The organism is Thalassospira sp. MCCC 1A02898, from assembly GCF_001618185.1.
GTDB classification, from domain to species: domain Bacteria; phylum Pseudomonadota; class Alphaproteobacteria; order Rhodospirillales; family Thalassospiraceae; genus Thalassospira; species Thalassospira tepidiphila.
In genome coordinates this window covers 286,611-306,276 of sequence record NZ_LPXK01000013.1, presented here as the reverse complement: position 1 = coordinate 306,276, position 19,666 = coordinate 286,611, and the positions used below count along the sequence as shown (strand labels likewise).

Here is a 19,666-nt window from a genome sequence, read left to right as displayed (position 1 = left end):
GTGATGACAACAAACCTATCCCCGTTTTCGCAACCGGCCTTTCGCCATCTGTTTTCCGCCCAGATTACGTCCCTGATCGGGACCGGGCTGACGACGGTGGCGCTATCGCTGTTGGCTTATGATCTTGCCGGTGACGACGCTGGTCGGGTGCTTGGCTCCATCCTTGTTTTGAAAATGGTGGCCTATCTCGTGATCGCGCCGGTGGCTGGGGGCATGGCCCATCTGTTGCCGCGTCGGATGTGGCTGGTCGGGTTGGATGTGTTGCGCGCCGGGATCGTGCTTTGTCTGCCCTTTGTTGATCAGGTCTGGCAGATTTTCGTTCTGGTGTTTGTTGTAAACGCGGCCTCGGCCGCCTTTACCCCTGTGTTTCAGGCAATCATCCCGGAAATTCTCCCGGATGAAAAGGCGTATACCAAGGGGCTTTCTTACGCGCGGCTGGCCTATGACCTTGAAAATCTGGCCAGCCCGGCCTTGGCCGCGGCCCTTTTGGTTGTGTGGTCGTTTGACAGTCTGTTTTTGGCCAATAGCCTGACCTTTGCGATCTCGGCTTTGCTGATCATGACAGCACAGATCCCGCAGGCCGCACCGACGGATCGGACTGGCGGCATTTATGCCAATACGGTGTTTGGCATTGTGGCTTATCTGAAGACGCCGCGTTTGCGCGGGCTTCTGGCCGTTTACTTTGCCGTCTCATCGGTTGGGGCAATGATCATTGTCAATACCGTGGTTCTGACCCGCGGCATTCTTGGTGGGGCAGAGTTGCTGACGACAAGCTTTTTGGCTTGTGCCGGCGCCGGATCAATGTGTGCGGCATTCCTGATCCCGCGGCTGATCGAACGCGTCGGCGAACGCCATCTGATGTTGTTCGGTATTGTCGCCGCGGCGGTCGCAATGCTCTTGGGCGGCGCTTTGATGATTTCAGATTTTGGGTCGGTCATCGCTTTCGCAGTTCTGTGGCTGATTGCCGGGGCAGGTACAACATTTGCCCAGACCCCCGGCGGACGGCTTGTGCAACGGTCTGCCGGGGACGGGGATCGTTCTGCGTTTTTTGCGGCCAACTTCGCGCTTTCGCATGGCGGGTGGTTGTTTGCGTATGGCATCGTTGGCTGGCTGGGAAGTTTGGCGGATCTGTCAGTTGCTTTTCTGGCATCAGGCGGCATGGCAATCGGTTCTGTGCTTGTTGCTGTCATGCTCTGGCCGAAGGAAGACAGACTTGAAATCAAACACAGTCATCCGGGGTTTTGGCACGAACATCCGCACGACCACAATGACCCGCATCACGTCCATGTTCATGAACATGCGGCCGAAACAGACAAGCATCGTCATCGGCACTTCCACCCGCCAGTAACCCACAAGCATCGCTTTGTCATCGACAGCCACCATACAAAATGGCCGATGGAAAGCGGCGATCGGGTCTAGGGAATGGGGCCAAAACCCGAATGTGAGGAAAGCTCACTTTTGCGTTTTGCACGGTACGTGGTGACATTTCAAAAAGTATGAGGATATGAATTCGGGTGTCTTCACCGCGCACCTGAAACAACAGACTTGGCCTCCGGTTGTTTTGCGTTAAGGTTTTGCAATCCAAACAGGGAGGGCGGTTTATGGAAGTTGTATATGTATCAGAAGACGGGCAAGAACATTGGATTGATGCCAAAATCCGCCCGACATTAACCCTTGATCAGGCGATTGCGCAAAGTCGGCCCGGGCAAATGATCCGCATGATCGCGGGGGATTATTGCTTTGCTGAACCCTTGCATTTCCCGCGCAGTGGAACGGCTGATCAACCGATCATTGTCCGTGGCGAACCCGATGCGATAATCGACGCGGCAAAGCTTCCTGATCCTTCCGTTTCGGCAAGCAATCCGGGACGCGATGGTTATGCCGTCTTCCAATTGATTGATGTCGCCCATATCCGGCTTGAGCTTTTTACCATCAAGCGGGCTTGGCCAAGCGCGGTTTATATTGAAAACAGTCATCATCTGGCGTTTAGCGACCTTGATATCACCGAGGGCACCTATGCGTTTTATGCCAACGGCGAACAAACCCGCGGCATCTCGATCACGGGTTGCCGTTGGGTCCAAAACCCCGATATCTGGCGTCAGATTCGCTGGGATGAAATTCATGACGGCAAGGACGAAGACGGCAATGTGATCGAGGTTGAATATCGCTACCTGAACGGGGCGTTCTTCGGGGCTGATGATATTATCGGGGATGTCGAAATCATCCGAAACGATATCTGTGATTGTTATAACGGCGTTCGGATGGATGTATCCCAGCATAATCTGGATGCACCCGTAGGCAGCTTTAACCGCGACGTCCGGATATTTGACAACCGGTTCAGATATATCCGCGATAACCCGATAGAGCCCGAAGCAACCGCCGTTGGCTGGTGGATCGGCCGCAACCGGTTTTATAACTGCCATAAGCTGTTCTCGCAGGACGGTGTGCGTGGCGGATTCTGGTATTATTTTGGCAATATCTGCTGGTTTGACAGCCGACCGGGCCCAGAAGGGGACGAGAATAACGGCGGCGCTGTTTTCAAACTGGGCAAGGGCGGATCGGTGGCCCAGCCGGATTATATTTCCGTCTGCCTGCACAACAGCTTTTTCCTGCGCCAGAAATACATCAAGAAGGGCACGACGCGTGGCCTGATCAATGCCCGCAATGCGATTGAACATGCCGATCCAGCAAAACTTCCCGACGACCTGATGCCATTTGATCAGACATTCTTTGGTCCGGCCGACAAACTTTCGCTGTCGGCGGATGGTCCATTGCCTGTTTCGTTTGAAGGCGATCTTGCCAACCATCCGACATATCCGGCGGTGTTTGCGCCCTATGATGGTGTTTTGCGTGATCCGCGCGTTTCCGATGACCCGTTGTTCGAAGATGGGCTGTCCGGGCGGTTTGATCTTCGTGCGCAACATCGCGAGGGGTATTGCGACACACTAAGCATCCCGATGCCAGATGGCGGGACATGGTTGTCTCACCGTGCATTCTGGCCTGGTGCTTTGACAGATGGGGAGATCTTCGAGGGGCCGGACTATGTTCCCGTCGATCTGGATTACGTTCGAAGTTTGCCTGTTTACAGTGATTGAAAGGACGTCTTCGTAACGCCCGGCACGCGGTGTTATGGCCTTACGTATGCGTAAATCAGTTGACTGGGCTGTCGGAATGTTGCGATGGTGACGCACCGCATTCAACAAACAAGAAAAAACATGAACGATAAGCTTTATAGCATTACCGAGCTGGCCGAAGAATTCGACATCACGCCACGCGCGATCCGGTTTTACGAAACAAAGAACCTGCTTGCACCACAGCGTGCCGGTGCGACGCGCGTATATAATTACCGTGACCGGGCGCGGCTGATGCTGGTGCTGCGTGGCAAGCGTCTTGGTTTCTCGCTTGAGGATATCAAGGAATATATCGATCTCTATGACGCAGACCGCAGTCGGACGGAACAGCTTGCGCATCTGATGCTGGTCGGGCGTCGCCGGATCGAAGAGCTTGAACAGCAGCTCGAAGACGTGCAAACGACCTTGCAGGAATTGCGCACGATTGAGAATGAAGCAATTGATTCGCTTCGTGAAAAGGGCATCGATCCGGAAAAGGCCGTTGCCGATATCAAGGCCAAGCTTGTCGCAGAAACCGCCTGAATTTATTGAAACTCATGCCTGAAACGAAAAAGCCCGGTATTTCACCGGGCTTTTGTTGTTTGGTCATGATGGTGCGGTTTATTCCGGCTCACGCTGCAAGGGCAGGGTGACTTCAAACACCTCTTCATCCGGGATGAATTTGCGGCTGAAGCCAAGGCTTTCGCAAAGGGTCAACATCCGACGGTTATTTGGCAGAACCTGGCCGATGAAGGTTTCTGTGCCCTTGCGACGGCAGAATTCGATCATCTTTTCCATCAGAATACGGCCAAGGCCGCGGCCCTTGATATCGGATCGCACCATAATGGCGTATTCGGCTTTCTCGTTGTTCGGATCAATCACGACCTGAACGATACCGTGAATTTCGCCTTCCTGGTCACCGTTTGGTAGAATGGCAAGGAAAGCCATGTCGCGATCGTAATCAAGCTGCGTCTGACGGGCCATTTCCGAATGCGGCAATTCACGGACTGAGCCGAAGAAGCGGAAGTGAATATCTTCCGGGGTTAATCGCGACATAAATTCGTAGTGGGCCGGTTCATCTTCGGGCTTGATCGGGCGCAGCAAATAGGTCGTCCCATCATCCATCACCACCTTTTCCTTCAAGTGGCGCGGGTAGGGATGAATGGCCAGGCGCTGTTCATCGCTTACAACCTTTGGCGTTACCTTGATCCGGGCATCGAGCGCAATCACACCTTCACGGTCGGCCAGAAGCGGGTTCATATCAAGTTCGACAACTTCGCCCAACTGCACAACCAACTGCGAAAGCCGCACTAAGGTCATGTAAAGTTCTTCGAGGTTGACCGCCGGGACATCACGGTAACCTTGCAGAAGTTTATGAATGCGTGTGCCTTCAACCAGTTCACGGGCAAGCTTCATGTTCAGCGGCGGCAACGCCATGGCGCGGTCGCGGACAACTTCGACTTCGACACCGCCATGCCCGAACAGGATCACCGGGCCAAAGATCGGGTCGGTGGTCATGCCAACAATCAATTCACGCGCGCCGTCACGTTTGACCATTTCCTGAACGGTGAAACCGCGCAGGCGGGCTTCCGGGAATTTCTTGCCAATAACGCGCTGCATTTTTTCCGCCGCAGCACGAACTTCCTCACCGTTTTCAAGGTTCAGGATAACGCCGCCGACATCGGACTTGTGGCTGATGTCGTCCGACAGGATCTTGAGTGCGACCGGGCGGCCGATCTTTTCTGCCTTGCGAACGGCATCTTCAACATCAAGGGCGGCATAGGTTTTGACCGTATTGATGCCAAAGCATTCCAGAACCGATTTTGCTTCCGGTTCGGTCAGCATGTGACGTCCGGCATGAATTGCGGCGTGTATGATGCTGCGTGCCTTGTCTACATCAGGTGTGTAATCGTGCGGTACCGAAGGCGGTGTTTCCATCAAGAGCTCTTGCAGCTTGCGGAAATTGACCATGTGCTGGAAGGCGGCAACAGCATTTTCAGGCGTACGGTAGGTCGGAATACCAGCCGCATAGAACATATTGCGGGCTTCGGCCACGGTGGCCTCGCCAACCCAGTTGGTCAGGATGTTTTTCTTGCTGTTCTTGATGGTGTCAATCACACCCTGTGCGACTTCGACCGGATCGGTGATGGCCGTCGGGGCATGCATCACCAGCAAGCTGTCGATATTTTTGTCCTTCAGGACAACTTCAATGGTCTTGGCATAACGTTCACCCGGTGCATCCCCGATGATATCAACCGGGTTGGCGTGGGACCAGGTCGGCGGCAGGACTTCATCAAGGGCTGCTATGGTTTCGTCGTCAAGGTGGGCCAACTGGCCATGTCTTTCGATCAGGGCGTCAACCGCAAGCACCCCGATCCCGCCACCGTTTGTCACGATACCAAGCTTGTCACCACGGAACGGGCGCATCCGCGATAGTGTTTCGGCAGCCGAGAACATTTCACTGACCGTGTACACGCGCAAAACACCGGCACGTTTGATGGCAGCATCGAAAACATCATCGGCACCGGCAAGCGCACCGGTGTGAGACGCGGCCGCAGCTGCACCCTCGGCAAAGCGACCGGATTTGATGCACAGGATCGGTTTGTTACGTGATGCGGCTCGGGCGGCCGAGATAAAGCTTCGGCGTTCGTGAATGGACTCAATATAAAGCATGATCGCCCGGGTATCGGGATCAGAACCCAGATAGTCGATGACATCGCCAAAATCGACGTCATCGCATTCACCCAGCGAAATAAAGTGGGAAAAGCCGATTCCACGAGCAGCAGCCCAGTCGAGAACTGCGGTACACAGGGCACCTGATTGCGAAACAAAGGCAATCTTGCCATTGCCAATGCTTTGATGGCTGAAGCTGGCATTCAGGCCAATGCCCGGCACCATCAGGCCAAGGCAATTCGGACCCAGCAGACGCATCTTCTTGGAGGCCGCAATATCAAGCATCGCCTGTTTGACCGTGCGGTTGTCATCATATTGTTCCGCACTCAGACCTGCTGTCAGGACAATCGCGGCAAGGCAGCCTTTTTCGGCCAGGCATTCCATAACCGGAACGACACCTTTGGGCGGAACACAGATCACGGCAAGCTCTGGCACCACCGGCAGACTGTTGACGTCGGGGTAGGCCAGAACGCCACCGATTGACTGACTGCGTGGGTTAACCGGCATGATCGGCCCGTCAAATCCACCGGCAAGCAGGTTCTTCATAATCACGCTGCCGACGGAGTGCGGCCGATTGGAAGCGCCAATCACGGCGACCGATTTCGGTTTGAACAGATGATCGAGATTGATTGTACTCATCGCCAGTTTGCGCCTTGTCCTGTGTGGGCAGACCTGATTTCGGCCAACTCGCCCTATATGGTGATGCATGCGCTGTTTTTTCAGCGCACCATCATGATGCGGTGCGATATTTTAGAGCGATGCCAATTATATTGATTTGCTGTGCATCAATAAAGCGCTGCAAACACGAAGTTTTTATGGCAGTGCGATGCGGCAGGCTATGGGAAGCGTGAAGTGCGGAGATCTTGCGTCACGATTAATGCACGTGACCATGATGCCCATCGTCAAATCGCTCGGACTCTTCAAGCCAGGCTTCCACTTCGTCCTGTGAGCTCATGGCGAGCGCGATTTCAAGGTCGGCTTGGACATGCGCCAGACTGTCGAACATCGGGCACCAGCCAAACGCCTGTATCCGGGCATCGGTTGTCGACGAGATCGTGAACAGATCCCCGTCAATCGGGTGCACCAAGCCATGAATGACCCCGCCTTCGCCCGTGATCAACCATCCGCGGGTCGGTCCGGAAAGGGTGGCGAGTTCAACTTCGCGAAGGTCGATTTTGATGGTTTTCATGGGGTAAACATCCGTGTTTTGACGTTCAAAAGCAAAAGGGACCGAACATTACGTTCGGTCCCTTTTTAATTGGCTCCGGCAGCAGGACTCGAACCTGCGACCCAATGATTAACAGTCATTTGCTCTACCAACTGAGCTATGCCGGATCAGGTACTGCGCGTCTTTCGATGCGCGTGGCAGGTGTATAATCAAACAGCCCGAGGCCCGCAAGACCTTTTTTGAGAAAATCCGGCCAAAATCGCGTCTTTTTTCAACATGGTCGCGACAGGTTATCGGCAGGCGCGATAATGATGGAAACCATTTCCCAACTGGTTGAATTGGATCGCGTAAAGCGCATCGTGTTCTGTGATCGGGAAGGGGCAAATTACACTTGGAATAACTGCGGAGTTATATTGGCCCGGAAAGCAAAAACCCCCGGAACAGAGTTCCAGGGGTTTATGGCTCCGGCAGCAGGACTCGAACCTGCGACCCAATGATTAACAGTCATTTGCTCTACCAACTGAGCTATGCCGGATCAGTGGAGGCGCGAGCCGGAATCGAACCGGCGTGCAAGGATTTGCAGTCCTCTGCGTAACCACTCCGCCATCGCGCCTTCGCGTTGGCTGGAGCGGTGTATAGCCTCAACAAACGCACCCCGTCAAGCACCCAATTTTACATTTTTCTGAAGGCTTGGGGATTAGTGCTACGAAAAAGAAAAAACGCCCGGGAAAACTCCCCGGGCGATCTTTAAAGATGGATAAGTCAGTGAAGCGACAATGGCGTGCTGTTACCCGGCCATCTTCCCAAAGCGCTTTTCAAGCCAAGGGCGCAGACGTTCTTCACGAAGACTGCTTGGGGCGAAATCAAGGTTTGCGATGGTGTCTAGGACGTGTTCGACTTCGAACGGAATGGTCGTATTCGGACCCTCGATGGTGATCTCGCCTTTCGCGCCCTGCATGACTGGTTCGGGCAGGGAGACCTTCGCGCCACCGACAGAGATGTCGATTGTCTGACCAGCGATAGATTTACCGCCAATTTTGACGGTTACCTTGATCTGCGCATCATAACGCGGATCCTTGCGGCGGTTTACTTCCGGGGTTGCGGTTCGAACGATTCGTACAAGACTTTTACGAAGTTCTGCGATGCTTACATCCACTTCTTCGGCAATTTTGTTCATGTCAGCCGCACGGATGAGGTTGTCTTGCGCCTCGGAGGCAACATGACCGATCTTTTCGGTTACTTCGTTCGATGCTTCTGCTGTCTGAACCACGTTACGGGCGATTTCTTGGGTTGCATCGTCCTGCTGGCGCACGCTGATCGCAACGTTGGACGCAACCTCGTCAACGCGACGGATACTTGCGGTCATCTGCTGAACAGTGGAGACAACAGTGCCGGTAACATTCTGGATTTCGCCCAGCTGACGGGTAATTTCTTCGGTCGATTTGGCTGTCTGGTTGGCAAGGTTTTTGACTTCTTGGGCAACAACGGCAAAGCCTTTGCCTGCATCACCTGCGCGCGCGGCTTCGATGGTTGCGTTTAGAGCCAAAAGGTTGGTCTGTGCTGCAATGTCGCCAATAAGCTCTGCAACTTCACCGATGCGATCAACACTGTCTTTAAGCGACGTCACAGTGCTTTCGGCACTTTGGCCTGCCTTGTTGGCTTCGGCCGTTAGGTTAGTGGCTTCTTCGATCTGGCGGGTAATTTCACGGATCGAAGCGGCTAGTTCCTCGGACGCACCAGATACCGTCTCCGCATTTGCCAGTGCTTCATGTGCAGCTGCTGCCACACTTTCAGAGTTTTCAGAGACACGTTCGGACGAGCCGGCCATATCGCCAGCAGCCGCATTCAGACGACTTGTCTGATCAATAATCGACTGCACAACCTTTTGCAGTTCTTTTTCGACGGTCTCAGCCAACCCACGCAAGGCCCCAATACGCTGGTTGTTTGCTTTGGCTTCATTCTCATCACGTTCCAGGCGGTTATAGGCCAGCTTGGCGTGCAAGGCACGAAGTTGCTGGGTAAGTGATTTAAAGTCTGGCATATCCGGAAGCGGGATAAAGTAGGAAGAGTCGTTCCTCGCAATAGCTTCAAAGTGCTGTTCCATCACCACAAGAGGTTTGCGGAATTTACGAACAAGCCAAATGCCGTAGACAACGGTCAGAATACTCGCCAGCAAGAACAACCCAGTATCAATCGCAACCGTAACAAAGAACTCGGATCGAGCGTCTGTAACCTGCTTGCCGACAATATCATTCTGAACGATAGAAAGATTACCAATCTGCTCGGTAAGGGGGTCGATGGTTTGATAGAGTTCGTCCTTGACGAGCGCATCAAGTTCAGCGGTGTCCTCTTCGAGGAAAACTGTACGCAGGCGCCCAATCAGTTCATCTGCCGGAGGAATTAAGTCGCGAACCTTTTGCACGATATCGGCTTCTTCCGGGTCAATTTGGCGTGCAAAATAGATATCGAGGTTGTCCTTGATGCGTTTTTCCGCAATATCAATGCTTTCAAGGCCTTCCTGCCAGGTAAAGTTGCCATTGCGTACCTTGTGTGATGCATCGACCACAAACACAGCGTAGTCATCAGATACCTGCTTAAGAAGGTTTAGCGGCTTCACGCGGTTTTCATATACGCTTTCAAGTCGCTGTTCGGTTTGGAACTCGCCATAGAGTGCATATCCACCTATCAACAGCATCAGGAACACCATCGTGCCAAAGGCAACGGTCAGGCTTCCCTTGATGCTGGCAAGGAAGTTTTTGAATTTCGCAGAAGCACTTGTGTCGACAATTTCACCATACTCAAGCCCGACGTTTTGGGCAGCACCAGAGCGCATGTCGTAATAAACGCGTTCTGCTTTGTTCTTCTCACCCTCAGTCGGTTTTGTACGGATTGAGATAAAGCCGCCGATTTCGCCGTTATCGATGGTTGGCGTGATATTGGCGCGTACCCAATAGTGATCGCCGTTTTTTGCGCGGTTCTTAACCAAACCTTGCCAAGGCAAACCGGCCTTGATGGTTTCCCACAAATTGGCGAAGGCTTCCTTCGGCATATCCGGGTGACGAACAATGTTGTGTGCGGAGCCTGTAAGCTCTTCTTCACTATAGCCGCTGATATCAACGAACGCTTGGTTCGAAAACTGTATACGCCCACCAATGTCCGTCTTCGAGACAAGGATATCCTCGTCTTTCATTTGAATTTCGCGATTGGTAACAGGACCATTATCACGCATGTCAGTAGATCCCTAAAGTAAGGCGTGGTATGCCACGCCGCGCGCGGTTGTGGGAGGGTAGTTTTGCAGGTAATGCTTGTAGTTAGATTATGAACATATACTTATGTATGGTATCCTCATTTGGGGATGTATTAGTCTGTTTCCAAGATTTTTTTATGCTTCGTTTGCAAAAGCCTGGCGCTGATCTGTTTCAAAGGCCCCAAAAAAAATGTTGCGATGTGACGCCAACGCCAGAAAAGAGCAGAAAATACACGCCCAAAGAGGAGGTTGAGCTTGATCCGTGGTTGTCAGGTGCTTAAGTGCTGACTATAAACAGGGCAATTGCCGCAGCCGTCTTTGGGGACAACAAGAGGACTGTGGTCTGTTTCTCGCGAGAATTTTCAGGTCAGATAATCATGGATTACCAAATCGCGCGCCATAACATGGTGGAAAATCAGGTTCGGACCAACAAGGTTACCGATCCGCTGGTCATTGCAGCGATGGAAGGGGTTCCGCGCGAACTGTTCCTGCCGGAAGCCAAGCGCGGCGTTGCCTATATCGACGAGGATATCGCTGTGGGCGCCGGGCGTTTTGCCATGGAGCCGATGGTGATTGCGCGCCTTATGCAAAATGCCGAGATTGCTGAAACGGATGTTGCTCTGGTGATTGGTGCCGGGTACGGCTATTCCAGCGCGCTGATCTCGCGCGTGGCAGAAACTGTGGTATCTGTCGAAAGCGACAAGGATATGGCTGCCGCAGCCGAGGCCACCTTCCAGAAGCTCAACTATGACAATGTCATTGTTGTCGAAGGTGATCTTGCATCAGGGTATGCCAAACAGGCTCCTTACAACGTCATCGTCTTCGATGGTGCTGTTGCAGAAGTTCCGGCGGGCATCCTTGAACAGGTTTCCGAAGGTGGTCGTTTGCTCGCCGTGGTTCGTGAGCCAGGCAAGGTAGGCGTTGCACGCCTTTACGAGCGTGAAAACGGTGTCATCGGGCATCGCGATCTGTTTGATGCGAACATTCCGTATCTTCCGGGATTTGAGCCGGCAGAAAGCTTTGTATTCTGATTGAGGTTTGACGGTGCTCGACATCAGTTGTGCTGAACTTGCGTCACGGCTTGATGCGAATGCACCGATTGCCTTGCTTGATGTCCGCGAAGATTGGGAACTTGAAATCTGCGCGATAGATCAGGCGCTCCATATCCCTCTTTCCCAACTATCGGGAAGGTTGGATGAATTGGCGCCTGATATGCCTTTGGCGATCATTTGTCATCATGGCGTTCGCAGTCGCCATGCGGGCCTGTTGCTTGAGGATCATGGATTTAAAGAGCTTTTTAATGTTCGCGGCGGTATAGATGCATGGGCGCTTGAAGTTGAGCGCGATATGAGCCGCTACGATTGAAAACGGCGATGACGGAGAAACGGGGCAAATTACTTTTTTTTGATGCAAATGCCTCTTTTCTTGGAAAATTTTCCTTCCGTCGTTACCATACGTGAAACTGCGCCGGGGTCGGGACTTGGTGTAGGATTTTACAAGGGTAGATAAATGATCAAACGGTTCTTGCTGACCTGCAGTATTCTGGCGACCGGCGGCATTGTTGCCAGCGGCGCTTCTGCAGAAAGCCTGGAAGACGCACTTATCAAGGCGTACCAGAGCAACCCGACACTCGAAGCCGGTCGTGCGGCACTTCGTTCGACCGATGAAGAAATTTCCTCGGCATTGTCAAACTGGCGGCCGAGTGTAAGCCTTTCAGGTAGCGCTGGCGTTCGTGATACGGAAACAGAAGTCAACGGTACGAAAACAGATAACAGCCTGACGCCTTATACGGTTGGCCTCAACGTTACGCAGCCGCTTTATCGTGGCGGCCGTACCACGGCAGAAACCGAACGTGCAGAGGCCCGCATCAAGGCTGCCCGCGCGTCGCTGCGCTCGACCGAGCAGGATGTCATGCTTCAGGTGGCAACGGCGTATTTCAACGTTCTGCGTGATACTGCGGTTGTTGAGCTTAATCAGAACAACGTGCGTGTTCTGGAGCGTCAGCTTGAAGCAACCCGTGATCGTTTTGATGTCGGCGAGGTGACCCGGACAGACGTGTCCCAGGCCGAAGCACGCCTTGCAGGTGCAAAGGCCAATTTGATCTCGGCACAGGGTGCCTTGGCCAATACCCGGGCGCAATACGAGCGCCTTGTCGGGAATCCGCCAAGCGATCTTGAAATTCCCAATGCGCTCTCGGGACTTCCGACAAGCATTTCCGATGTTCTGACGATTGCACAGGGTCAGCACCCTGACGTCTTGCAGGCAATTTACAGCGAAGAAGCTGCTCAGTCCGACATTCGTCTGAGCGAAGGTTCGCTTTATCCGGAAGTAAGCCTTGCTGCCGGGGTTGAGCGTCAGCATGAAGCCTCGAACGATGATTTCACGTCTGATACGGCGGACATTATCGCGTCAGTCTCGATACCGCTGTACCAGCAGGGTGCTGTTTTCTCGAACGTGCGTTCGGCAAAGCAGACCGCCGGTCAGGCCCGGATCCAGATTGATGAAGCGCGCCGTTCAGTAATCGAAAATGCAACCAGTGCTTGGGAGACGCTTGTTACAGCACGTGCAAGCATCGAATCGCAGCAGGCACAGGTATCATCGGCTGAAGTCGCCCTTGATGGCGTTCAGCGTGAAGCATCGGTTGGTTCGCGTACCGTTCTTGATGTTCTTGATCAGGAACAGGAACTGTTGCAGGCCCGTGTGGATCTTGTGGGGTCGCGCCGTGACGCTGCGGTTGCCGAGTTTCAGGTTAAGGCTGCCATGGGAGCGCTTAATGCGCAGGTCCTTGGTCTGCCGGTCGAAATTTATGACACTGAGTCCAACTATAACAAGGTCAAGGACCAGTGGTGGGGAACGGATTGATTGGTTGATGGTCGGGGCAGGTTGGCGACATCCTGCCTTCGAACTTGCGTCGGATCGGTCTGGTTAAATGACACTAGTGCGGAAGTTTAATTATGAGTGACGGGCAACAAGAACCTTCCATGGAGGATATCCTCCAGTCCATCCGCAAGATTCTTGCCGATGAGGGGGATGAAGAAAAACAGGAAGCTGCTCCTGAACCCGAACCGACGCCGGAACCGGAGCCAGAACCTGAGCCCGAGCCGGAACCAGAACCCGAGCCTGAAGAAGAAATCGACGAACTTGTGCTTGACGAAGAGCCTGAGGAACTTGAGTTCGAGGAAGAACCCGAGGAACTGGAGCTCGACGAGCCCGAAGAAGAGGAAGAACTCGAACTCGACGATATGCTCGATTTCGATGAAACACCTCTGGAAGAAGAATTCGACGAGCCGGAACCGGAACCAGAGCCCGAACCGGCAATGCCAGCCCTTTACGATGATGAAGACGACGAACCGCTGATTTCGAATTTGACGGAATCGACGGCCACCGGAACCATCTCGGAACTGGCGCAAGCTGTTGCAAAGAAACGCGCAGTTGCCCTTGGCATTAACGCGGGTCACGCAACCCTTGAGGATCTGGTGCGCGATATGCTGCGTCCGTTGCTTAAGGAATGGCTTGACGAAAACCTTCCCTATATGATCGAACGCCTTGTGAAAAAGGAAATCGAGCGGATTGTGAACCGCGCCGAAGACCTGTAGGCGAGCCGATTTTGACATTCGAGCGGCGCGCCAACGGTGCGCCGCTTTTTCTTTGGATAAACAATTAAACCCGCAGCGGATCAAAAGACCATGTTGGAGAAGACCTACAACCCGGCCGATGTTGAAGGCAGACTTTACGATAAATGGGAAAAAGCAGGGGCATTTGCCGCTGATCCGGCATCGAGTGCCGATCCCTATGTCATCATGATGCCGCCGCCCAACGTGACCGGTAGCCTCCACATGGGGCATGCACTGACCTTCACGCTTCAGGATATCCTGGTCCGCTATAACCGGATGAAGGGCAAGGATACCCTTTGGCAACCGGGCACCGACCACGCCGGTATCGCGACCCAGATGGTCGTTGAACGCCAGCTTAGCGAACAGAACGTCACACGCCATGACCTTGGCCGTGAAAAGTTCGTCGAGAAGGTCTGGGAGTGGAAAGAGAAATCCGGCGGGACTATCACCAATCAGCTGCGCCGTCTGGGCGCGTCGCCCGATTGGCCGCGTGAGCGCTTTACCATGGATGATGGCTTGTCGGCTGCGGTCCGCAAGGTGTTCGTTAAGCTGCACAAGGATGGCCTGATTTACCGTGACAAGCGTCTGGTGAACTGGGATCCGAAACTTCTGACCGCGATTTCCGACCTTGAAGTCGTTCAGAAAGAAGTCAAAGGCCATTACTGGCACTTCAAATATCCGATCGAAGGCCGTGACGGCGAGTTCATCACCGTTGCAACCACCCGTCCCGAGACGATGCTGGGCGATACCGGCGTTGCCGTCCACCCGGATGACGAACGCTATCAGGACCTGATCGGGAAATACTGCATTCTTCCGATTGTTGGACGCCGCATCAAGATCGTCGCGGACGATTACGCCGATCCGGAAAAAGGGTCGGGTGCTGTTAAGATCACACCGGCGCATGATTTCAATGACTTTGAAGTCGGCAAACGTGCTGGTCTCGAAAAGATCAACATCCTGGATGATTATGCGCGCATCAATGATGAAGCGCCCGAGGAATACCGTGGCCTTGATCGTTTTGAAGCCCGTAAACTGATCGTTACGAAGATGGACGAACTCGGTCTTCTGGAAAAGATCGAGGATACCGTTCACATGGTTCCATACGGCGATCGTTCGAACGTCGTGATTGAGCCGTATCTGACCGATCAGTGGTTTGTTAACGCCGAGGTTCTTGCCAAGCCCGCCACCGAGGCGGTTGAAGATGGCCGCATTCGCTTTGTGCCGAAGAACTGGGAAAACACCTATTTCGAATGGATGCGCAACATCCAGCCATGGTGTATTTCCCGTCAGCTTTGGTGGGGGCATCGTATTCCGGCATGGTTTGGCCCCGACGGCGAATTCTTCGTTGAAGAAACCGAGGAAGAGGCCATGGCCGCCGCCAAGGCTCATTATGGCAAGGATGTCGAGCTGACCCAGGAAACCGACGTTCTTGATACCTGGTTCTCATCTGGTCTCTGGCCGTATTCGACGCTGGGTTGGCCGGAAAAGACCCCGGAACTTGCCAAATATTATCCGGGCGATGTTCTGGTCACCGGGTTTGACATCATCTTCTTCTGGGTTGCCCGGATGATCATGATGAGCATGTATTTCATGGACGGCAAAGTCCCGTTCCGTGACGTTTACATTCATGCGCTGGTGCGTGATGAGCACGGCCAGAAGATGTCAAAATCCAAGGGCAACGTTATCGATCCGCTTGAGATCATTGACGAATATGGCTGTGATGCGCTGCGCTTTACCCTGACGGCATTGGCAGCCCAGGGCCGTGATATCAAGCTTGCCGCATCCCGTGTTGAAGGCTATCGCAACTTCGCGACCAAGCTTTGGAATGCGGCCCGCTTTGCCGAAATGAATGAATGCAAGCCGGTTGATGGCTTTGATCCGGCGAACGTGAAATCGACCCTTGGTCGCTGGATCGTTGGCAAAACGGTTGAAGCGGCCAAGGCCGTCGGCACCGGTATTGAGACCTATCGGTTCAACGATGCCGCAAGCAGTGCCTATCAGTTTGTTTGGGGTTCTTTCTGTGACTGGTATCTGGAACTGGCGAAACCGGTTCTGATGGGCAGTGACGAGGAAGCCAAGGCGGAAATTCGTGCGGTTACCGCGTGGGTTCTTGACCAGATCCTGTTGATCTTGCATCCGGTCATGCCGTTCATCACCGAAGAGCTTTGGGAAAAGACCGCCGATAGTCGTGCAAAAATGCTGATCGCCGAAGGGTATCCGCAGTTTGACGACGCGCTGATTGATCGTGAAGCTGAGGCCGAGGTCGATCTGGCCATCCGCCTGATTGGGGATATCCGTGGTGTCCGTTCTGAAATGAATGTGCCGCCGGCGGCCGAAGTTCCGATCTATCTGGTTGATGCCACCGACGCGATGAAGGCGGCTGTCACGGCACAGGAAGCACAGGTCAAGCGCCTTGCGCGCGTTGCAGATGTTGCCTTTAAGGGGCAGGGCGATGTCGAGGCGATTGCCAAAGGTGCGATCCAGACTGTGGTTGATGGCGTGACGGTCTTTGTTTCGGTTGCCGATTTCATTGATGTTGCCGCTGAAAAAGCGCGTCTCGAAAAGGAAATTCAGGACAAGACGAAATACATCAAGGCCCAGGAAGGCAAGCTTTCGAACGAGAAGTTCGTCAGCCGCGCGCCTGAGCACATCGTCACGGCCGAAAAAGCCAAGCTTGAAGAAGCACGTGATACGCTTGCCAAGCTCAACGAAGCTTTCGCGCGTATTGCAGCGATGTAAGGTTTCGAACCAATCTGCGAGAAAGGCCAGCCATCTTTGGTTGGCCTTTTTTGTTCTGGGTTCAATTGAACTGTCGTAATGTCGCAAAAATCTTCACCCGATCATGCAGAATCGCTTAGATTGGCGTCGCCCGTTCCTGTGAGCGACAAGAACCCCCATGGAATGACGATTTTCGTCACGTCCAGTCGATAAGAATGCGCCGGCCCAATGCTGATTGAAGAATGCCCCTATATCGAACCCGTTGATGCCTATGGCGCGTTTGCGCCATTTGCCGATAGCCATTTTTTGGATTCTGGTGACCGTGACCGGTTCTCCTACATTGTCGTGTCGCCGCTGCATAAATTGACGGCGAAGAACGGGCAGGCGGTGCTGGATGGCTTTGAAATTCCGGGAAACCCGTTTGACGTCCTTGGCGATCTGTTGGCGCGCTATCAGGTCGAAGCGAAACCAGACTTGCCGCCGTTTCAGGGCGGTGCTGTCGGCTATTTTGGCTATGAGTTGGTACATCAGACAGAATTGTTGCCCACAGCACCGGAGGACTGGCTTTCAATGCCGGACATGGCCGTCGGGATTTATGATCTTGTGATCGCATTTGATCAGATTGACCGGCGGATGTGGCTTATTTCCACCGGCATTCCAGAGACCGAAGGTCCAAAGCGCAACCAGCGCGCAAACGATCGTATGGCCTTGATCCGCAAGTATCTAAGACTTGCACGACCTCTGATTGATACGCCTGCTGTTCCACATGTACCAAACGTTTCGAACTGGCAGTCAAACTTTGATCGCGCCAGCTACAAGGCCGCCGTACAGCGCGTAATTGACTACATCTTTGCCGGTGACATCTTTCAGGCCAACCAGTCACAAAGCTTCCGCGCAGAATATGCAAGTGATGCCATACCAAAGCGGTTTGATCTTTATCGCCGGTTGCGTGACATTAGTTCGGCGCCCTTCGGCGCATTCCTGAATTTCGGGGATGTGGCGGTGCTGTCAAATTCGCCAGAACGGTTCCTTAGGGTCAGAAACCGGCAGGTCGAAACCAAGCCGATCAAGGGCACAAGGCCGCGTGGCGAAACACCGTTAAGCGATGCTGAACTGGCACAGGAGTTAATGTTATCGCCAAAGGATCGCGCAGAAAACGTTATGATCGTTGATCTTTTGCGCAACGACCTTTCAAAGGTGAGTAATCCTCACACCGTGAAAACACCAGTGATCTGCGCGTTGGAAAGCTACGCCAATGTGCATCATCTGGTGTCCACCGTGACAGGCGAACTGCGAGAAAACAAAACGGCTGTTGATGCATTGCGCGCATGTTTCCCCGGTGGGTCGATCACTGGTGCGCCGAAGATCCGTGCGATGGAGATCATCACCGAACTCGAAAAAACAACGCGCGGTGCCTATTGCGGTGCCATTGGCTATATCGGTTTTGATGGGGCGATGGACACAAACATTGCCATCAGAACGCTTAGCGTAAATGGCGGCAAGATGGCCTTTAATGTGGGCGGCGGGATCGTTGCTGACAGCGACCCGGCGGCGGAATACGAGGAAACGCTTGTTAAAGCCGCCAAGATGTTTGAGTTGTTCGGAATAAGTGCCGGGGATCTGCTATGATCCTGCTGATTGATAATTATGATTCGTTCGTTTTCAATCTTGCCCGCTATCTTGAGGAACTTGGACATACGGTCAAGGTCGTGCGAAACGATGAGATCACGGCGGCAGACGTTCGTGCCCTTAATCCGTTAGCGATCGTCTTTTCGCCGGGCCCCTGCGGACCGGATGAGGCGGGAAACAGTCTGGACCTGATCAACGCGCTAAAAGCCGAGTTTCCGATGCTTGGCGTTTGCCTTGGGCATCAGTCTATCGCCCAGGCATTCGGTGGAACGGTCAAGCGCGCGAAACGGCCGGTTCACGGGATGACATCATCAATCCGGCATAGCGGAGACGATTTGTTTGCCGGATTAAACAATCCTTTGCAAGTCACGCGATATCACTCGTTAATCGTTGATTTGCCAAATGATGGCACTTTGATCGAGACAGCAACAGGCCCCGACGGAGAAGTCATGGCATTTGCCCATGCGACCTTGCCGATTTACGGTGTTCAGTTCCATCCCGAAGCCGTGCTTACGGAACAGGGCCACGCACTGTTGGCGAATTTTCTAAAACGCGCTTCCGGACAGGGAGCTGATAACGATTAAAAGGGACCGGGCTATGCAGGTGTGGATGAATGGCAGCTTTCTTGATCTTGCTGATGCGTCCATTCCGGTAACGGATCGTGGCTTCCTGCTGGGAGATGGTTTCTTTGAAACCATGCGTGCGCACGAAGGGAAAATTGCCTGGCTGGAAGCCCATATGGATCGGCTTGACCATCATGCCGAGCTGATCGAGTTCCCGCTTGACCTGTTGCCCGAGACAGAAGAAGTCGCAGAAATCGTTGCCAAGCTGTTTGAGCAAATTCACCGCAAGGATGCGGTTGTTCGTATGACGGTGTCACGCGGCCCGGGCGAACGTGGATTGTTGCCACCGGGTTCGCCGGATCCGACCATCCTGATTACCGCAGAGCCCTTTGATCCGCTTGACCCGAATATCGGGCTGACCCTGGCGACGTCGCAGAAAGTGCGCCGAAACCCGCATTCGGTCGCGGGCAGCATCAAAAGCACCAACTATATGGACAACATCGCGGCTAAACAGGAAGTACAGAAATACGGTGCACAAGACGCGCTTATTCTGTCGGCTGACGGCCATGTGGCAGAAACGACGGTTGCCAATCTGTTCGGGATCACCGGGGAAACCCTTTGGACGCCGGATGAGGATACCGGGATCCTTTGCGGGCTTGCCCGCGATTACGTGCTGCAAGTTGCCGAAGAATCCGAGATTGAGGTGACTTTCGAGCCGAAGGCACCAGAAGAGCTCAAAGAGTTCGATGCCGTGTTTACCGCCAATGCACTGCAAGGATTGCGTGTTGTTGACCGAATTGATGGCTATGTTGTCGGTGTGCCGGCGAAGACGTTCTTTACCGACCTTGCCCTAAGGGTGGAGGCGGAACTATGCGATGGTATAGTAATTTAGGTTGAATTCACCACTTTAGTGACGTATGTTCAGCTGCAATTCAAACTGGAAT

14 protein-coding genes and 3 tRNA genes are annotated in these 19,666 nt (G+C 53.5%); 11 read left to right on the top strand and 6 right to left on the bottom strand.

The annotated features are described in order from the left end of the window. Positions 1 to 3: 3 nt before the first annotated feature. The 3 genes from AUQ41_RS18110 to AUQ41_RS18100 all read left to right on the top strand — a co-directional run bounded on the left by AUQ41_RS18110 (position 4) and on the right by AUQ41_RS18100 (position 3,653). Positions 4 to 1,419 carry an MFS transporter gene (locus AUQ41_RS18110; protein ID WP_063089673.1) on the top strand — a complete coding sequence of 472 codons (1,416 nt, stop codon included), beginning with the start codon at positions 4 to 6 and terminating at the stop codon, positions 1,417 to 1,419. A 182-nt stretch (positions 1,420 to 1,601) separates the two neighbouring features. Next, positions 1,602 to 3,095 carry a hypothetical protein gene (locus tag AUQ41_RS18105; RefSeq protein WP_063089672.1) on the top strand — a complete coding sequence of 498 codons (1,494 nt, stop codon included), beginning with the start codon at positions 1,602 to 1,604 and terminating at the stop codon, positions 3,093 to 3,095. 120 nt (positions 3,096 to 3,215) lie between these two features. Then, positions 3,216 to 3,653 carry a MerR family DNA-binding transcriptional regulator gene (locus tag AUQ41_RS18100; RefSeq protein WP_063089670.1) on the top strand — a complete coding sequence of 146 codons (438 nt, stop codon included), beginning with the start codon at positions 3,216 to 3,218 and terminating at the stop codon, positions 3,651 to 3,653. Positions 3,654 to 3,731: 78 nt separating this feature from the next. Here the strand turns inward: AUQ41_RS18100 and AUQ41_RS18095 are convergent, their stop codons facing one another. From AUQ41_RS18095 to AUQ41_RS18070, 6 genes are all read right to left on the bottom strand, one after another. Beyond that, entirely contained in the window at positions 3,732 to 6,422 is a 2,691-nt protein-coding gene (locus tag AUQ41_RS18095) for a bifunctional acetate--CoA ligase family protein/GNAT family N-acetyltransferase (protein ID WP_063089669.1), read from the bottom strand. 235 nt (positions 6,423 to 6,657) lie between these two features. After that, complete coding sequence (locus tag AUQ41_RS18090; RefSeq protein ID WP_063089667.1) at positions 6,658 to 6,972, bottom strand: hypothetical protein; 315 nt, start codon at positions 6,970 to 6,972, stop codon at positions 6,658 to 6,660. 70 nt (positions 6,973 to 7,042) lie between these two features. Then, positions 7,043 to 7,118, bottom strand: a tRNA-Asn gene (locus AUQ41_RS18085). A gap of 292 nt (positions 7,119 to 7,410) precedes the next feature. After that, positions 7,411 to 7,486, bottom strand: a tRNA-Asn gene (locus AUQ41_RS18080). Positions 7,487 to 7,490: 4 nt separating this feature from the next. Then, positions 7,491 to 7,564, bottom strand: a tRNA-Cys gene (locus tag AUQ41_RS18075). Between the two features lie 174 nt (positions 7,565 to 7,738). After that, positions 7,739 to 10,180, bottom strand: coding sequence for a methyl-accepting chemotaxis protein (locus tag AUQ41_RS18070; RefSeq protein ID WP_063089666.1), 2,442 nt, complete (start codon positions 10,178 to 10,180; stop codon positions 7,739 to 7,741). 395 nt (positions 10,181 to 10,575) lie between these two features. Between AUQ41_RS18070 and AUQ41_RS18065 the strand changes: the two genes are divergently transcribed. The 8 genes from AUQ41_RS18065 (at position 10,576) to AUQ41_RS18030 (ending at position 19,614) form a co-directional block, all read left to right on the top strand. Then, the gene (locus AUQ41_RS18065) at positions 10,576 to 11,229 is read left to right on the top strand and encodes a protein-L-isoaspartate O-methyltransferase (protein ID WP_063089664.1); all 654 of its coding nucleotides are present in this window, start codon (positions 10,576 to 10,578) and stop codon (positions 11,227 to 11,229) included. A 13-nt stretch (positions 11,230 to 11,242) separates the two neighbouring features. Continuing rightward, a complete protein-coding gene (locus AUQ41_RS18060) occupies positions 11,243 to 11,563 on the top strand; it encodes a rhodanese-like domain-containing protein (RefSeq protein ID WP_231959732.1) in 321 nt (106 codons plus the stop codon). Positions 11,564 to 11,707: 144 nt separating this feature from the next. Then, the gene (locus AUQ41_RS18055; protein WP_063089661.1) at positions 11,708 to 13,060 is read left to right on the top strand and encodes a TolC family outer membrane protein; all 1,353 of its coding nucleotides are present in this window, start codon (positions 11,708 to 11,710) and stop codon (positions 13,058 to 13,060) included. A gap of 119 nt (positions 13,061 to 13,179) precedes the next feature. Continuing rightward, positions 13,180 to 13,794 (top strand): DUF2497 domain-containing protein, encoded by a 615-nt coding sequence (locus AUQ41_RS18050; protein WP_063089660.1) that lies wholly within the window; start codon positions 13,180 to 13,182, stop codon positions 13,792 to 13,794. Positions 13,795 to 13,884: 90 nt separating this feature from the next. Beyond that, the gene (locus AUQ41_RS18045; protein WP_063089658.1) at positions 13,885 to 16,551 is read left to right on the top strand and encodes a valine--tRNA ligase; all 2,667 of its coding nucleotides are present in this window, start codon (positions 13,885 to 13,887) and stop codon (positions 16,549 to 16,551) included. Positions 16,552 to 16,758: 207 nt separating this feature from the next. Then, the gene (gene pabB / locus AUQ41_RS18040) at positions 16,759 to 18,159 is read left to right on the top strand and encodes an aminodeoxychorismate synthase component I (protein ID WP_063089656.1); all 1,401 of its coding nucleotides are present in this window, start codon (positions 16,759 to 16,761) and stop codon (positions 18,157 to 18,159) included. Then, positions 18,156 to 18,743: an aminodeoxychorismate/anthranilate synthase component II gene (locus AUQ41_RS18035; RefSeq protein ID WP_063089655.1), complete on the top strand. Its 588-nt coding sequence runs from the start codon at positions 18,156 to 18,158 to the stop codon at positions 18,741 to 18,743. Before pabB ends, AUQ41_RS18035 begins: the two co-directional genes overlap by 4 nt. A 13-nt stretch (positions 18,744 to 18,756) precedes the next feature. Continuing rightward, on the top strand, positions 18,757 to 19,614 hold the full coding sequence (locus AUQ41_RS18030) for an aminotransferase class IV (RefSeq protein ID WP_063089653.1): 858 nt from the start codon (positions 18,757 to 18,759) through the stop codon (positions 19,612 to 19,614). Positions 19,615 to 19,666 lie beyond the last annotated feature (52 nt).

Excerpts from the sequence above, each read along its gene's own strand:
- AUQ41_RS18110 (WP_063089673.1), top strand. The coding sequence starts at position 4 with ATGACAACAAACCTATCCCCGTTTTCGCAACCGGCCTTTCGCCATCTG.
- AUQ41_RS18105 (WP_063089672.1), top strand. The coding sequence starts at position 1,602 with ATGGAAGTTGTATATGTATCAGAAGACGGGCAAGAACATTGGATTGAT.
- AUQ41_RS18100 (WP_063089670.1), top strand. The coding sequence starts at position 3,216 with ATGAACGATAAGCTTTATAGCATTACCGAGCTGGCCGAAGAATTCGAC.
- AUQ41_RS18095 (WP_063089669.1), bottom strand. The coding sequence starts at position 6,422 with ATGAGTACAATCAATCTCGATCATCTGTTCAAACCGAAATCGGTCGCC.
- AUQ41_RS18090 (WP_063089667.1), bottom strand. The coding sequence starts at position 6,972 with ATGAAAACCATCAAAATCGACCTTCGCGAAGTTGAACTCGCCACCCTT.
- AUQ41_RS18070 (WP_063089666.1), bottom strand. The coding sequence starts at position 10,180 with ATGCGTGATAATGGTCCTGTTACCAATCGCGAAATTCAAATGAAAGAC.
- AUQ41_RS18065 (WP_063089664.1), top strand. The coding sequence starts at position 10,576 with ATGGATTACCAAATCGCGCGCCATAACATGGTGGAAAATCAGGTTCGG.
- AUQ41_RS18055 (WP_063089661.1), top strand. The coding sequence starts at position 11,708 with ATGATCAAACGGTTCTTGCTGACCTGCAGTATTCTGGCGACCGGCGGC.
- AUQ41_RS18050 (WP_063089660.1), top strand. The coding sequence starts at position 13,180 with ATGGAGGATATCCTCCAGTCCATCCGCAAGATTCTTGCCGATGAGGGG.
- AUQ41_RS18045 (WP_063089658.1), top strand. The coding sequence starts at position 13,885 with ATGTTGGAGAAGACCTACAACCCGGCCGATGTTGAAGGCAGACTTTAC.
- pabB (WP_063089656.1), top strand. The coding sequence starts at position 16,759 with ATGCTGATTGAAGAATGCCCCTATATCGAACCCGTTGATGCCTATGGC.
- AUQ41_RS18035 (WP_063089655.1), top strand. The coding sequence starts at position 18,156 with ATGATCCTGCTGATTGATAATTATGATTCGTTCGTTTTCAATCTTGCC.
- AUQ41_RS18030 (WP_063089653.1), top strand. The coding sequence starts at position 18,757 with ATGCAGGTGTGGATGAATGGCAGCTTTCTTGATCTTGCTGATGCGTCC.